This is a genomic window from Hydrogenispora ethanolica, from assembly GCF_004340685.1.
GTDB lineage: Bacteria > Bacillota > UBA4882 > UBA8346 > UBA8346 > Hydrogenispora > Hydrogenispora ethanolica.
In genome coordinates this window covers 22,870-38,223 of sequence record NZ_SLUN01000029.1, presented here as the reverse complement: position 1 = coordinate 38,223, position 15,354 = coordinate 22,870, and the positions used below count along the sequence as shown (strand labels likewise).

10 protein-coding genes are annotated in these 15,354 nt (G+C 51.2%); 8 read left to right on the top strand and 2 right to left on the bottom strand.

Annotation, left to right across the window (positions count from 1 at the left end):
- The first annotated feature begins 125 nt into the window (after window positions 1-125).
- From EDC14_RS19480 to EDC14_RS19465, 4 genes are all read left to right on the top strand, one after another.
- Window positions 126-1,127, top strand: a complete 1,002-nt coding sequence (locus EDC14_RS19480) for a substrate-binding domain-containing protein (protein ID WP_132015993.1) — start codon at window positions 126-128, stop codon at window positions 1,125-1,127.
- Between the two features lie 154 nt (window positions 1,128-1,281).
- Complete coding sequence (gene araG / locus EDC14_RS19475; RefSeq protein WP_132015992.1) at window positions 1,282-2,802, top strand: L-arabinose ABC transporter ATP-binding protein AraG; 1,521 nt, start codon at window positions 1,282-1,284, stop codon at window positions 2,800-2,802.
- A gap of 221 nt (window positions 2,803-3,023) precedes the next feature.
- Window positions 3,024-4,001: an L-arabinose ABC transporter permease AraH gene (gene araH, locus EDC14_RS19470; RefSeq protein WP_132015991.1), complete on the top strand. Its 978-nt coding sequence runs from the start codon at window positions 3,024-3,026 to the stop codon at window positions 3,999-4,001.
- 1,204 nt (window positions 4,002-5,205) lie between these two features.
- Window positions 5,206-5,874, top strand: a complete 669-nt coding sequence (locus tag EDC14_RS19465; protein WP_132015990.1) for a hypothetical protein — start codon at window positions 5,206-5,208, stop codon at window positions 5,872-5,874.
- Between the two features lie 1,756 nt (window positions 5,875-7,630).
- On the opposite strand, the gene EDC14_RS19460 is transcribed toward EDC14_RS19465, so the two are convergent.
- On the bottom strand, window positions 7,631-9,232 hold the full coding sequence (locus tag EDC14_RS19460; RefSeq protein ID WP_165908149.1) for a response regulator: 1,602 nt from the start codon (window positions 9,230-9,232) through the stop codon (window positions 7,631-7,633).
- A 72-nt stretch (window positions 9,233-9,304) separates the two neighbouring features.
- Window positions 9,305-11,149 carry a cache domain-containing sensor histidine kinase gene (locus EDC14_RS19455; RefSeq protein WP_132015988.1) on the bottom strand — a complete coding sequence of 615 codons (1,845 nt, stop codon included), beginning with the start codon at window positions 11,147-11,149 and terminating at the stop codon, window positions 9,305-9,307.
- Window positions 11,150-11,285: 136 nt separating this feature from the next.
- On the opposite strand from EDC14_RS19455, the gene EDC14_RS19450 reads away from it, so the two are divergent.
- The 4 genes from EDC14_RS19450 (at window position 11,286) to EDC14_RS19435 (ending at window position 15,348) form a co-directional block, all read left to right on the top strand.
- On the top strand, window positions 11,286-12,575 hold the full coding sequence (locus tag EDC14_RS19450) for an ABC transporter substrate-binding protein (protein ID WP_132015987.1): 1,290 nt from the start codon (window positions 11,286-11,288) through the stop codon (window positions 12,573-12,575).
- An 87-nt stretch (window positions 12,576-12,662) separates the two neighbouring features.
- Window positions 12,663-13,547 carry a carbohydrate ABC transporter permease gene (locus EDC14_RS19445; protein ID WP_132015986.1) on the top strand — a complete coding sequence of 295 codons (885 nt, stop codon included), beginning with the start codon at window positions 12,663-12,665 and terminating at the stop codon, window positions 13,545-13,547.
- The gene (locus EDC14_RS19440) at window positions 13,544-14,380 is read left to right on the top strand and encodes a carbohydrate ABC transporter permease (protein ID WP_132015985.1); all 837 of its coding nucleotides are present in this window, start codon (window positions 13,544-13,546) and stop codon (window positions 14,378-14,380) included. Before EDC14_RS19445 ends, EDC14_RS19440 begins: the two co-directional genes overlap by 4 nt.
- A gap of 38 nt (window positions 14,381-14,418) precedes the next feature.
- Entirely contained in the window at window positions 14,419-15,348 is a 930-nt protein-coding gene (locus EDC14_RS19435) for a dihydrodipicolinate synthase family protein (RefSeq protein WP_132015984.1), read from the top strand.
- Window positions 15,349-15,354: the final 6 nt, after the last annotated feature.

Here is a 15,354-nt window from a genome sequence, read left to right as displayed (position 1 = left end):
TGGTTCCGGCTTTTGAGGATGACTACGTAGGAGTTTACTTGATAACTTGAAAGGGGGAATGAGCGGGAACGGAGAACGATAGTCAGCGGTGGCTTTGAATGACAAACAAAGGGGAGGAATTTGTAATGAAAAAGACCTGGTTTTCATTGCTTTTCGTTGGAGTGCTGCTCATTGCTTCGATGACAGTTCTTGCGGCTCCGGCCAGAATAAAAATCGGTTTTCTGGTCAAGCAACCGGAAGAGTCATGGTTTCAAAATGAATGGAAATTCGCCCAGAAGTTCGCCGATGAAAACAAAGTTGAACTGATTAAGATCGGTGTTTCCGACGGTGAAAAAGTGATGGCGGCGATCGATAATTTAGCGGCCCAAAAAGCGCAGGGCTTTGTAATTTGTACTCCCGACGTCCGCTTGGGACCGGCCATTATGGCGAAGGCCAATGCCAAAAAACTAAAAGTATTTACGGTCGACGATCGTTTTGTCGGAGCCGACGGCAAACCCATGACCAACGTACCTTATATGGGAATTTCCGCTACCCAGATTGGTTTTGATGTCGGGCAAGCTCTCTATGTCGAAATGAAAAAACGCGGTTGGAATGCAGCTGAAACTGCCGCAATGGCCGTCACCCATGATGAACTGGAAACCATCAAGCAACGCACCGACGGGAGCAAAAATGCCTTGATCAAAGCCGGCTTCCCCGCAGCCAAAATTTATGACGCGGTTAATAAAACGTTGGATGTTCCCGGCGCAATGGAAGGCGGGAATGTTGCCTTGACGCAGCATCCGGAGGTAAAACGCTGGTTAGTGTTTGGCGGTAATGAAGAATCGGTTATCGGCGTCATTCGCGCCATGGAAGGCCGTAACTTTAACGGTACCACCATTATCGGGATTGGCATCGGCGCCAGTATCGGCATCAGCGAATTTAAAAAGCCCGGTATGAATGGTTTCTTCGCCACCAGCGCCATTAGCCCGTACCGGCATGGCTATGAAACCACCAAACTGCTATACGGGTGGATCAAAACCGGCAAGAAACCGCCGTTATTGACTTTAACCGCAGGTTATATCGTGACTCGCGAGACTTATAAGAAGGTTATGGCTGACCTCGGGCTCGCCGATTCGATTGCAAATTGATTGAAAAGAAGTAAAAGAATCCGGGGCCGCTTCAAAGGCGCTTTGTTAGCGAAAGATAGAGAGTAGTAGCGGCATTGAGACAGCATGAACGATATCTTCGCCATGCAGGCACTTTTGGAGACGGCCCCGGATCACAAAAAAGAGGTGAGGCAGGATGCAAAGCGGTTATCTGCGGTTTGAAAACATTTCCAAGCAGTTTCCCGGGGTCAAAGCTTTGGATGGCGTAACATTCGAGGCGGACGAAGGAAGCGTTCACGCCTTAGTCGGCGAAAATGGCGCCGGAAAATCCACCTTATTAAAGATTTTGAGCGGCTTGTACCGGCCGGACGGCGGACATATTTCCCTGGGCGGAGTGGCGCAGCATTTTTCAAATACCAGCGATGCGCTTCATGCAGGGGTAGCGATTATTTATCAGGAACTCAATCTGGTACCGGACATGACGGTAGCCGAAAATTTGTTTTTAGGTCATATGCCTGCGAAAATGGGTTGGCTCGGCAAGAAGGCTTTACGGGAAAATACGCTGGAGATGCTAAAAACGCTCGAAGAAGCTATTGATCCCGATTGCAAGATTGGCAATCTTTCCATTGCCGAACGGCAAATGATTGAGATTGCCAAAGCCCTGGCGCGAAAGGCCAAGGTCATTGCCTTCGATGAGCCGACCAGCAGCCTTTCCGACCGTGAAGTGCAAAAATTATTTGCGATTATCGCTGAACTGAAACGTCAAGGGAAGGTAATACTATATGTTTCGCACCGCTTGTCAGAAATCTTTGCAATTTGTAATGCGGTTACAGTGTTCCGCGACGGTAAACATATTGAGACATTCACCGATATGTCCAAATTAACTCAGGATCAGCTCGTAACAAAGATGGTCGGCCGTTCCATTCATGATGTCTATCATTATGTCCGCCATCCCCATGGTGAAGCGGCTTTGGAAGTTGAAAACTTAATGGGCTATGGGCTGGCTGAACCTGCTACTTTAACGGTAAACCAAGGAGAAGTGGTAGGCATTTTTGGACTGGTCGGCGCCGGCCGAACCGAATTGCTTAAATTGATTTACGGCGCCACGAAAGCAAAAATGGGGAAAATCAAGGTCTTCGGCAGAGAAGTAAGGATTACCAAACCGAGTCATGCCATCCATCATGGCATCGTTTTTTGCCCGGAAGATCGCAAAAAAGAAGGCATTATTCCGATCCGTTCGGTGCGGGAAAATATCAATATCAGCGTACGCAGATTAACGGCGAAGATGGGTTTTATTCCTGAAAAACGCGATATTGAAAACGCTGAGCATTTTGTCGAGCAATTCAATATTAAAACTCCATCCATTGATAAGCTGGTCCGGGATTTATCCGGAGGGAACCAGCAGAAGGTCGTTTTAGCCCGTTGGTTATCGGAAAAAGTAAAAGTGGTTCTATTCGATGAACCAACCCGTGGAATTGATGTCGGAGCAAAAGCGGAGATTTACGGGATTATATCGAAATTGGCAGCGGAAGGCATCGGTGTTCTGATTGTATCCAGCGAGCTTCCGGAGATTCTTGGTATTTCGGATCGGATCATCGTTATGCGGCAGGGAAAACTGCAAGCGTCTTTAACTCATGATGAAGCAACTGAGGAGAAGGTGTTACGGCTGGCACTACCGGTCGTTGAAAATAAAACATCGATATATAGGATGCAATAAAATTCTTATTAAGATTTGCATTCCTAATGCAGACGACATTTAACAAAGCCGTTTGCATAGAAGGCCGAATGCAAAATGGAATTTATTTCATCCTATTACTGCGGTAATAAATTGAATTAAATTCCTTGATTTATCCATCATGGAAGGCTTACGGGACATGATGCATCGATGCATCATAGAAATTTAATTCAACTTATATAGCCTAAAAAGGAGTGAATCTGATGAGCAGCACTACTCTTGCCCCCGCCACGAAAGCCGTTACTAAACCCTTGTATAAACGAATCTGGGATCACGCCAGCATCTTGATTATTTACTTGATTATGTTTGTCATTTTGTCTCTGACGGTTCCTTATTTCTTCAGTTGGGAGAATATGGTCGGCCTGTCGCTTGCCATCTCAACCGTCGGTATTGTCGCCTGTACCATGCTGTTCTGCCTGGCTTCGGGAGATTTTGATCTTTCAGTCGAGAACATCGTAGCGACTTCAGGGGTCATCGCCGCAGTGGTGATTCGTAATACCGGTAGTGTGTGGCTTGGGATACTGGGGGGAATCCTGTCCGGCGGCATCGTCGGTTTGGTAAACGGCGTCATCATTGCCAAACTAAAAATTAACGCTTTAATCACCACCCTGGCCATGAGCCAGGTGGTCCGGGGACTCGGTTTCATTATTTCCGGAGGCGTTGCTGTGGGTATTTTAAAGCCGCAGTTTTACATCCTTGGCAACAACAACTTCCTGGGAATTCCGATTCCGGTATGGATTATGATTTTTTGCTTTATCGTTTTCAGTACCTTGCTTAACCGGACCACTTACGGCCGGAACACCATGGCCATCGGCGGAAACAGGGAAGCCGCCCGGCTCGCCGGCCTCAATGTGGATTTCATCAAAATTTTCATTTTTACAATCCAAGGCTTCATTTCGGGATTGGCCGGGGTGGTTTTGGCATCGCGGATGACCAGCGGCCAACCAAACTCTTCAGTCGGTTTCTCATTGGATGTCATTTCCGCATGCGTTCTGGGCGGCGTTTCCCTCTCCGGCGGCGTCGGCACCATGCTGGGCGTGATTGTCGGCGTAATTATCATGGGCACTGTCCAAAACGCCATGAATCTTTTGAATATTCCGACTTTCTACCAATATGTGGTCCGCGGAATCATCCTGCTGTTGGCGGTTTTGTTTGATCAGATAAAACAAAAACAAGGTTAATTTTTTACAGTGATAGAAGTTGCTGAAGTCCCGTTAGAATCGAACTATCGAACGGGACTTGTTTTTTTCCTCAGTTCATTTGGGCTCCTGGACCCCTTCCCGCTCCCGGGTCGCTTTTTGGAATTGCCGTCCGTGGCGGCGTTGCTTGCGAATGCTGCGCCGGCGACGTCAGGTGATGCGTCCCTGTATCAATTCCGCGCGTCCGGCTTCGTGCCGGACTTGGGTGGGGTCAAGTATTGCGGAATAATCAAATCCTTTTGTAGCAATGAGCGAAAGCCAGGATGAAAGAGATAAGGGGTTTTGAAGGTTCGAAAGGAAAGCAATATCGTTTCATGACAATTAGGATGACGCTTGCGGAAGCTTCCCTGAACTCCGGGGAAGCTTCCCGAAGCTTTGTCGATGCTTCCCGGAGGATTCGTCTTCTTTCCCGAAGGATTGGTCCTGCTTCCCCGAGCCTTGGTCCTTTATCCCGGAACCTTGGGGAAGCTTCCCGGAGCCTTCGGGTATCTAGGATGATCTTTCGGGAAGAAAGGATCGAAGGATCCTCTGAAAGGATCATGAGATCCCTTACAAGGATGAAGACCATCCCTGACACGGATCATGGCATCCCTTACAAGGATCGCAAGATCCCTTGAAAGGATCGAAGCGTCCCTAACACGGATCATAGCATCCCTTACAAGGATGAAGAATATCCTAGTTGGACCAAAGACCATACCTTACACGGGGGGAGAACGACTGATATATTAGGGAGGCCGGGATGGAGAAATACCAATCCAATCAGTTCTGGGATTCACGGAGATGGAAGACGGGAACCTGGGGAGAAGTAAAATATGAATCCGTGAGCCCGTTCCTTTTTTTCGGCTTACTTATATCGAGGTGATTGTTTCAAACGCTCAAATTCTGGAGGTGCTGTCAACCCTTTTGGGTTTGTTCATAACCGGCCGGAAAATCTGGCCTAAAAAGCGGAAAACAGCCCAGCACGGCTGTTCTCCAAGGTCCTCAAACCGGAGGGGGTCATAGACCCTCTCCCTTTATATTCATATTACCAAAAGTCAATTTGCCCTTGACCCCCCATCCCGCTCCTCCGGGCTGCGAGTCTCATGTTATTTTTTGATGAAATTTTTATGAGCATTACCGATAATCATCATGGAAGGGTTTTAGCTGTTCGGTGACGAATTGTGAAACCAACAAGGATGTGGATGGGATGCGGAAACACTATACTTCGATTGATCCGGTGAAAAGGGTATGGAATATGATCAGATTACTCGCTTCGCCGCTATATCAATCTTTGAAGGATGTCGTAACCAAAGGCGACCGGGGTGAAAATTCAAAACCGGAGTTCAATCCCAACGTTGAAGACGAAGCGACCTGGAGTCCGTTAGCGGAAGCGCAAGCGGAATCCGCTGTTGCAACGGATGTGACCCAGGCCCAAGAGGATGAGCGGTTACTGGATCTTTCATTCACTTCGGAAACGCGGGAGAAAGCACTTACTCTCATTGAAGTGGGGAATTGGCGGGAAGCGGAGGAAATGGTGTTTGGATGTCTGAAACAATTCGGCTCCTATGCTCGTGAGATGCTGGAAGCCCAAAAATATCGGGAGGAAGACTACTTCTTCACGTTTTTAGCCTTATATAGCAAGTTTGCCTATCTTTATGCTTTTTGTCTATCCAAACAACAAAATCCGCTGGCGCCAAAAGTAGCGTTGTTTGCACCCTATCTTCAAACGAATCCTTCAAACGATCTGATTGAAGCTTGCCAAGCCATTACCAGTCTGCGCTATGATAAAAAATTACCGGTGATGTCATTAACCATTGCGGAATGTTTTCAGGAGACGGTCAAAATCGCATTGGAGACGGGTGTTTTACCGAGTTAAATTAGTGGAGGAACCTGGCGGAATTTAAATTACCATTTTATTAGTTTAGACGGTTGAGAAAAATTGTCTATCCAACTTATATCCTGTGCTAAGATCGGCCAGGGAGTTTGGCGGCAAACCCCCTAGGCCGGTACCCCCGCCGCAAGGGGCGAGTGCCCCCTTGACCCCCAATCCCGCTCCTCCGAGTCGCGGGTCCCTCATGGAAGGAATTGCCGTCCGTGGCGGCGTTGCTTGGGGATGCTCCGACGGCGACGTCAGGTGATACGTCCGTGTATCAATTCCGCGCGTCCGGCTTCGTGCCGGATTTGGGGGTCGAATATTGAGAGGATACAGTGAAAACTTTTTGTAGAGCGAGTTGGAAAAAATCGCTTATCCAACTTATATCCTGTGCTAAGATCGGCCAGGGAGTCTGGTGGCAAACCCCCTAGGCCGGTACCCCCGCCGCAAGGGGCGAGTGCCCCCTTGACCCCCAATCCCGTTCCTCCGAGTCGCGGGTCCCTCATGGAAGGAATTGCCGTCCGTGGCGGCGTTGCTTGGGGATGCTCCGACGGCGACGTCAGGTGATACGTCCGTGTATCGATTCCGCGTCCGGCTTCGTGCCGGATTTGGGGGTCGAATATTGAGAGGATACAGTGAAAACTTTTTGTAGAGCGAGTTGGAAAAAATCGCTTATCCAACTTATATCCTGTGCTAAGATCGGCCAGGGGGTTTGGCGGCAAACCCCCTAGGCCGGTACCCCCGCCGCAAGGGGCGAGTGCCCCCTTGACCCCCAATCCCGCTCCTCCGAGTCGCGGGTCCCTTATTTTAAGGAATTGCCGTCCGTGGCGGCGTTGCTTGAGGATGCTTCGGGGGCAACGTCAGGTGATACGTCCCTGTATCGATTCCGCGCGTCCGGCTTCGTGCCGGACTTCGTGGGTCGAATACTGCGGGATACAGTAAAATCTTTTTGCAGACGGGTTTATTCAGATGGTTGAAAAACCGTCCATCCAACTTAAATCCTGTGCCAAGGTCGGCCAGGGGGTTTGACGGCAAACCCCCTAGGCCGGTACTCCCGCCGCAAGGGGCGAGTGCCCCTTGACCCCCAATCCCGCTCCTCCGAGTCGCGGGTCCCTCATGGAAGGAATTGCCGTCCGTGGCGGCGTTGCTTGGGGATGCTCCGACGGCGCGTCAGGTGATACGTCCGTGTATCAATTCCGCGCGTCCGGCTTCGTGCCAGATTTGGGGGTCGAATATTGAGAGGATACAGTGAAAACTTTTTGTAGAGCGAGTTGGAAAAAATCGCTTATCCAACTTATATCCTGTGCCAAGGTCGGCCAGGGAGTTTGGCGGCAAACCCCCTAGGCCGGTACCCCCGCCGCAAGGGGCGAGTGCCCCCTTGACCCCCAATCCCGCTCCTCCGAGTCGCGGGTCCCTCATGGAAGGAATTACCGTCCGTGGCGGCGTTGCTTGAGAATGCTTCGGGGGCGACGTCAGGTGATACATCCTTGTATCAATTCCGCGCATCCGGCGTCGTGCCGGATTTTGTGGGATTGAGGATGTGAAATCGTTTTGCGGAGTCTTTACACCGCTTTGATAACAGGATAACAAATCCGAGGCCTTGGATGAAAGAAACCCGCGATTACGGTTTTTTTTGTCTAACGGCCGATAGATACGATGGGATTGGGACCCATATGCCCCCTGCGGGCTATTTCATTTCGAATGCGGCTCGTTTGCGACGCTCCGATACTTTAAGGGTGAGTTGGTTCAAGATGACGGCTCAAATTCGCTGTTTCGACGAAGGGTCGGCCTGTTGAACCGAACGCTTGTATTCCCAGGGCGTCAAACCGGTATAGTTTTTAAAGATTCGGAAGAAATAACTGGCGTTGTTGTATCCGACCGCTTTGGAGACCTTGGTGATATTGAAAAGCGTGGTTTTGAGGATGATCTTGGCATTTTCGATGCGTACTTGATTAATGTAATCGGACAAATTCTCGCCGGTCTTTTCCTTGAAAATGTAGCTGCAATAACTGGGATTGACAAAAAACAGCGTCGCAATTTTTTGAAGGCTCAAGGCCTTGGCGTAATTCCCTTGAACATATTTTTGGATATTATCGACCAGGCTATGAGATGCGTAGTAATTCTTTTGCTGGAACCCCGCTGTGATCCGCAGACAATTCCCCAGAAACAAATCCCGCAGTTGGCCAAGTTCAATCAGGCCGGAAGAAGCCTGATGAATGTCGAAGAAGATTTCGGCATCCATGGGAATGGCTTGATTTTTGATTAGGCTCAGGATATGACTCAATAGTGAGTTGCAAATTTCCTTGACGTTTTGATAGGTCAGGTCCGGATCTTTCGCCAACATCCCGAACAGATCGGTGATATACTTGATTACCTGTCGCGGGTTGCCGGATTCGATGAAAAAGAGGAGGTAGTCCTCGTCGTCCCAATGAAACGGGGTCAAAGGGGAGGAATCGCGGCAGAAAATGAGCAGTTCCTTTTGGGCCTGCAGTTTGCGGGAGTCCAGGATCTGGCGGCATTCCAGGTATGCCTCGTGCAGTTGGTCCAAGCGCTCTTTAACGCCGCTGAGACAAAAATACAGTTGCGTTTCGGGTGCGGCTTGGGCGCAGAGCGTTTGAAAAAGCCGGGCGATGATCCCGTTCGGCGCATGGAGGGCAGTTTCGGGAGTATTGTCCCAGAAGACCAGCAGCAAGTGCTCATGGGGATAGATTAGCACCGGGATGTGCAGACAACGTTGTTCATGATCCTGCTGTTGCAGGAAGGCCGCCAGTTCGGTTTTGAGCATCGGGCTTTCGGAAACAATGGCGACCATCAGAAACCGGCCGTTCTTTCTGAGTCTGCCCAACAGCCGGTTGCCGCCGGGAGCGGCCATGATCGCGCTGAAGGGATTGGTGATGGCTTGAACCAACTGCTGTATATCCAGGTTCTTCTGATATTCCTCTTTTTCCTGAATCATGCTGTGTAACTTGGCTTGTTTGGCCTGCTCCTGCTCGATCAGGCGGATGGCCTTTTCCAGCAGTTGTTTGATCTCGTCGCGGTTGAACGGTTTGAGCAGATAGCCCACAACGTTGTTTTCGATGGCGCACTGGGTGTACTCAAAGTCCGAAAAGCCGCTGATGATAATGACTTTCTTCCCGGGATGACTGTCGTGGATGATTTTAAGCAGCCTTTTGCCGTCCAGGACCGGCAGTTTCATATCCAGCAGAATAATTTCGGGGTCCGCCTTCTGCAGCAATTGGAGGGCTTCCTCGCCATCCGCCGCTTCGCCGGCCAGCTGCAGTGCTAGAGGGGTGGCTTTGATTTTTTGAATAATCCCGCGGCGGATTAACGGTTCATCATCTACTACGATATAGGACCACATTTGCCCTTCCTCCTGTTTCATGCCGAGTGGTGGAAATAAAATCTTCCCGGTGATGATTGGCTCAGTCTTGACCTATGAGGCTTGAGCGGACCCCGGAACCAGTTCGGGGACGACGACTCGGATGCAAGTGCCTTGGCCCAGTCCGCTGGTCAGGGTTAGGCCATAGTCCGGGCCGTAATACAATTGGATTCTGGCGTTCACATTGGCGATTCCGATGCCGCGCTTATTGCGCCGCCCTAATCCTTCAAACTCGGGTTTCTCCCGTAAATCGCGGTTGATCGTGGCCAATTGTTGCGGGTCGATGCCGACGCCGCTGTCGCTGATCAGGAAGACCAGCCGCTGTTCCTCCCGATAAGCACTGATCTTCAGTTCCCCTGGGCTCTTTTTCGTTTCAAGACCGTGACAGATGGCATTTTCGACCAGCGGCTGCAGAATGAGCTTCAGGATCTTCGTGTCCAAAAGAGCTGGTTCAATCTCCAGATCCAGCCGGAACTTATCGTCATAACGGATCTTTTGGATGAGCAGGTAATCCCGGATATGTTTTAATTCCTCCGCCAAAGTCACCAGTTCGCTGTCGGTTTTGATGCTGTAGCGAAACATGTCGCCGAGCGCCTTGGTCATCACGGCGATTTTCTCGATGCCTTCGATCTCCGCGATGCTATTGATGGATTCCAGGGTATTGTATAAGAAATGGGAATTGATCTGCGACTCCAGCGCCTTCATCTCGGCGTCCATGACAATCAATTGGGTCTGGTATTTGTCTTTGATCAAATTGTTGATCCGTTCGATCAGTGATTCGAAATAGCGATACAGCGTGCCGATCTCATCACGGCGCTTACGATATTGGACGTTGACGGTCAGGTTCTGCGTATCGTGGGAGGTTTTCATCAAGTCCGCCAGTTGGACGATGGGCTTGGCGAAATAATCCGAAAACAGCATGGCGGCGGTGAATGACAACACGATGCCAATGGCAATGAAGAAGATGGTAAAGCCGATGGTCGGCTTGAATTTGTAACGTAATTCCGCGATGGGGAACTCGGCCACGATCTTCCAGTCCCGCTCGGACAACGTTTTAAAGAGGACGTATTTTTCCCGGGCCCGGTCCAGAAAGATACCGTCTTGGCGGCCCGCGATCCGCCGCGGCAAGCGGAGGCCCAAGCGTTGATTGACCGAAGTTTTGGCGGAATGATAGATCAGCCTGCCCTGCCCGTCCAACAAAAAGACGGTCGCTTTGTTGGGCGCCGGATTGCGGGTGATATTGTTGAAAATACCAAGATTGCAATCGATGAGCAACACGCCCAAGGGTTTGGTGGTATCGGGATCGAAGATCATCGTGGTAAAAAAGATGGTGGGCTCGGATGTCAACAGGAAATCATGCACCTTGACGTCACTGGCGATCAACTTGCCTTTGGCGGCGATGGTCCGATGATACCAGTCCGACTCTTCCGGGCGGTAATCATAGCGGATCTCATAGCCTTTGGAGGCCGAGAAGACCGTGCCGTTGTTGGCGAAGAAATAGATGCCGTTGATATATTTGTGGCTATACAGGAAACTTTCGATGGTGAGGTTGATCTTGCGGGTCTCGGTCAGCACTTCGTAATCATTGGGCCGCGTGTCGGGGAGCGACTGTTTTCGCAAAACCGACAACACGTTATTTTCGGCGGAAGTCTGTTGAAAGATCAAGGTCAGGCTGACCCGCCGGATCTCGGCCAGCGTATCATCCATGCCATCCTTGTAGTTATTCATCAACGTGGAGGTAAATGAGAGAATCGCATCATCCAAAAGCGTGCTGTAATTGCGGATCGCCACCAGCGTGATGATCAGGATCGGCACGATCGAAGTGAGCAGCAGCATCGTAAAGAGCCGTTTTTTGACATTAAAAAACCGTTGCAATTTGTCACCTGGATTTAATGACATTGTTATTGACACACCTAAAAATAGTATATAATTATCCCCAAACTTTGTACAGTTCCCAAGTATTATAATCAAGATATAAAGGTCGAAACCACAGCGCTGGGAGCAAACAGACGGCCTAAATCGAGGAGGTAAAAAAATGAAGCGATGGATTGCGGTTTTCTTGATTCTGCTGACGTTCGGCTCGGCATTTCCCCTGGTGATCTTCGGCGCAGCCAAGGCGCAGCCGGTGACCTTGTCGTTTATGTTTACTTCAAGGCCTAAAACGGATCAGCAGGATTTTTATCTGGACATCCTGCCGCAGTTAGTCAAGGAGAAGTTTCCCGAGATTACGCTCACGGTCGATACCTTGCCCACCGACCAGTATAAAAACACCATCAAGTCCCGGCTGGCGGCGGGCGAGGGCCCCGATGTCTTTACCTGGTGGGCTTTCGGCTTGACCGAACAGATGGTGGGCGCCGATTACTTTATGGATCTCAGCTCGGACCGCCGGGCGTTGCCGTTTCTCAAGAAGATGAAGCCGGATCTGCTGAAGGGCTTCACAGTCCATGGCAAAGTGTATGCCATTCCCCGGGGCACCACATTCTTAGGGACTTTTTACAATAAAGAGATGTTCAAAAAGGCGAAGATCGCCAAGATCCCAACGGACTGGCCGGCTTTCCTGGCTGCCTGCGAAAAGCTGAAGGCCGCCGGAATGGTTCCCATTGTCGCCTCGGATAAGGACTGGGCGAGGATCCAATATATGCTCTATAATGCGGCGGCCTCCCTCCTGTATAGCGATGATCCGGATTACGACGCCAAGCTCATCTCCGGAAAGGCGAAATTCACCGATGCCAAGTGGATCAATATGTTATCCAAGATGAAAACGCTCTACGATAAAGGCTATATCATCAAAAACAGCCTCGGCATCGGCGGAGAACAGGCTTTTCAGTTATTCAACGACGGCAAGGCGGCGATGATCTTCGACGGTACCTGGGACCTATTGAGTTTAACCAAAAAGGGCGCGGCCGATTTCGAGCGGGGCATGTTCGCGTTGCCCACCAATGAGCCGGGTAAACCGTTATACCTGCCGTTTTCGATCGATTCCGGTTTTGTCGTCAACCGCTTTACCAAAAACAAAGCCAGCGTGTTTAAGGTTTTGAACTACTTATATCGGGACGGCACTCCCTTGAACAAAGCCTTCAAACAGTCGATGACCCCCGCGCCGCCCAATTTCGGCGGCATATCGAAGGATCCTTTGTTCGGCAATTATCTGGGCCTGTACAAACACAACAAGACGCATTATTTCTGCAACGCCTACTGGCCCGATGGAGTCGCCACCACACTGTGCATGAAGTTTCAGGAGTGCCTGATCGGTTCCATTAGCGTGGAGGAGGTCGCCGCGGCGACCGAACGGAAGCTGCGCGAGATTCAGATGAATAACCCGTAACCGCGGGAACGGACCAACAGATCATTGAAAACGGGGAGCTGAGCGGCATGGCCCGGCTCCCCCAGTTTTATCGCTCGGGAGGCAGTCATGGGATATTCCAATGTATTCAGAAAGTCGCTGCTGTTTTTCTTACTGCCGGCGCTGCTATTATACCTCATGTTCTGGGTTGTTCCGGTGTTGATGACCTTTGGTTACAGCGTAACCAATTGGAACGGCATCGGGAATCATCTCAAGTTTATCGGCCTGAAAAACTTCGAATTTTTAACCGCCGACGGCACGTTAAGCAATATTTTGAAAAATACCTTTCTTTATGCGGCCTTTTCCATTGCCTACGGCAATCTGGTGGCCATCGCCATCGCCCTGATCCTCGATGAAAAATTGAAATGGGTGGGATTCTACCGGACTGCGTTTTATCTACCGACATTATACAGTTCCATCGTGATCGGGTTTGTCTGGGGTTACGTCTATATGCCCAATTACGGATTTATCGCTAAGCTCCTGGAGCTGGCGGGCCTCCATAATATGGACCCCAATTTCCTGGGCAATCCGCATACTTCCTTGCTGGCCGTGGCCTTCGTGGAGTCCTGGAAGACCATTGGTACCTATGCCATCATTTATATTGCCGGCTTGAAGAATGTCTCCGCCGAGTTGCTGGAGGCGGGGCTGATCGACGGCTGTAATTGGTGGAACATGGTCTGCCGGATCAAGTTGCCCTTGATGGCGCCGGCGATCACCATCAATCTGGTGCTGGGCTTGATTAACGGGATGAAAGCGTTTGACTACATTTATCTGTTGACCGGCGGCGGGCCGGGCGGCGCCTCGCAGACCCTGATGTTCAGCGTGTATCAGACCGCCTTCGGCGACAATCTGTTCGGCAAGGCCGCCGCCATCGCGGTGGTTGCCTTCCTGTTGATCTTCGTCCTGACGGCGCTGTTCGTCACTTACCTCCGGCGCAAAGAGGTGGCAGCATGAAAACCATGAATCGCGGCAAAAACCTGACCTTGAACGCGGCCATCCTCGCCTATCTGCTGCTGAGCCTGTCGCCGCTGTTGATCACCTTATCCAATGCCCTGCGCTCGCCGGATAACATGAAATCGCCGTTTCTGCTATTTCAGGAGATGAGTTTCCAAAGCCTGGCGATCGCCTTTCAAAAGATCGGTTTCGTGAGCGCTTTTTGTAACAGTGTCCTGATCACGACCACGGCGGTGCTTACGATCATCATCGTGGCGTCGATGGCCGCCTATCCGCTGTCCAGGCTGGATACCAGGCTGAGCCGGTTTCTGGCCTTGTTCTTCCTGGCCGGAATCATCGTCTCGGCGCAGATCGCGATCATTCCGATCTATAAGGTCTTTAAAACCATCCAGCTGAACCATTCGCGGCTGGCGCCGATCCTGATGTATGTCTCCGGTTCCATGCCGTTCAGCATTTTCCTCTATACCCAGTTCATCAGGGGCAGTATTCCGGTGGCCTTGGAGGAAGCGGCCCTAATGGACGGGGCCGGTCTATTCTCCCGGTATTGGAATGTGATTCTGCCGCTACTGCTCCCGGCGACCCTGGCCATTGTTTTCACCCAGGGCGTGGCCATCTGGAACGACTTTTTCATGCCGATGCTCTTCATCACCGAGCAGGTCAAAAAACCGTTGACCCTGGCCATGCTGGGATTCATGGGCGACGTCGAGAATCCGACCCAATGGAACGTATTATTCGCCGCTTGCTACTTATGTACTATTCCATTGCTGATTGCCTATGCGGCCCTGCAAAAATACTTCATTAGCGGGTTGGTCATCGGCGGCGTGAAAGGATAACCGGCTGCAACGACAATTCAAATGATTGGGAGGAAACGATGGAAATCATTCCGAACGGGGTCTGGCCGACGATGCTCACCCCTTTCACTGAAAACGGCCAACTGGATTGGGACGGTTTGGAGCAGTTAATCGAATGGTATATCGGGAAGAAGGCGACCGGCCTCTTTGCGGTCTGCCAATCCAGCGAGATGTTTCATTTGAGCCTGGCCGAGCGCGTAAAACTGGCCCGCGTGGTAACCCAAACGGTCAAGGGCCGGATCCCGGTGATTGCCGCGGGGCAGATCGCGGATTCGCTGGCGGAACAGAGCGAGGAGATCCGCCAGATCGCCGCCGCCGGAATCGACGCTTTTGTCGTCCTCAGCAACCGCCTGGCCCGGGCCGATGAACCCGATGCGGTGTGGCGGGAGAACGCGGAACGGATTTTAAACCGGTTCCCGGATCTGCAGTTCGGGATCTATGAAGCGCCGTACCCTTATAAGCGGCTGCTCTCGCCGGAGCTTTTAACGTGGTGCGCGGCGACCGGCAGGTTCCTGTTTCTGAAGGACACCAGCTGCGATCTCCGGCAGATGCGGGAGAAGTTGGCGGCGGTCCGCGGCACCCGTTTGAAGATCTTTAACGCCAACTCGGCGACGCTATTGTCAAGCCTGCAATCGGGCATATCCGGTTATAGCGGCGTGATGTCCAACTTCTTTCCGGATCTGTACGGATGGCTGGTCGCGAACTGGGCTCACAATCCGGCCGCGGCCGCAACGGTACAAAACTTCATCGGCGCGGCCTCCTTGGTGGAACGGCAGGCCTATCCGGTCAATGCCAAATACTACTTGCAACGGGAAGGGCTGCCCATCGCCATTCATTGCCGGGCGCGGGACGCCCGGCAATTCAGTCCGGCCGAGCGGCTGGAGGTCGAGCAACTGGCGGCGCTCTACCGGAGATTCAAGGCCAATGAGATAGCCATCAAAGACCTTTGAAACAGC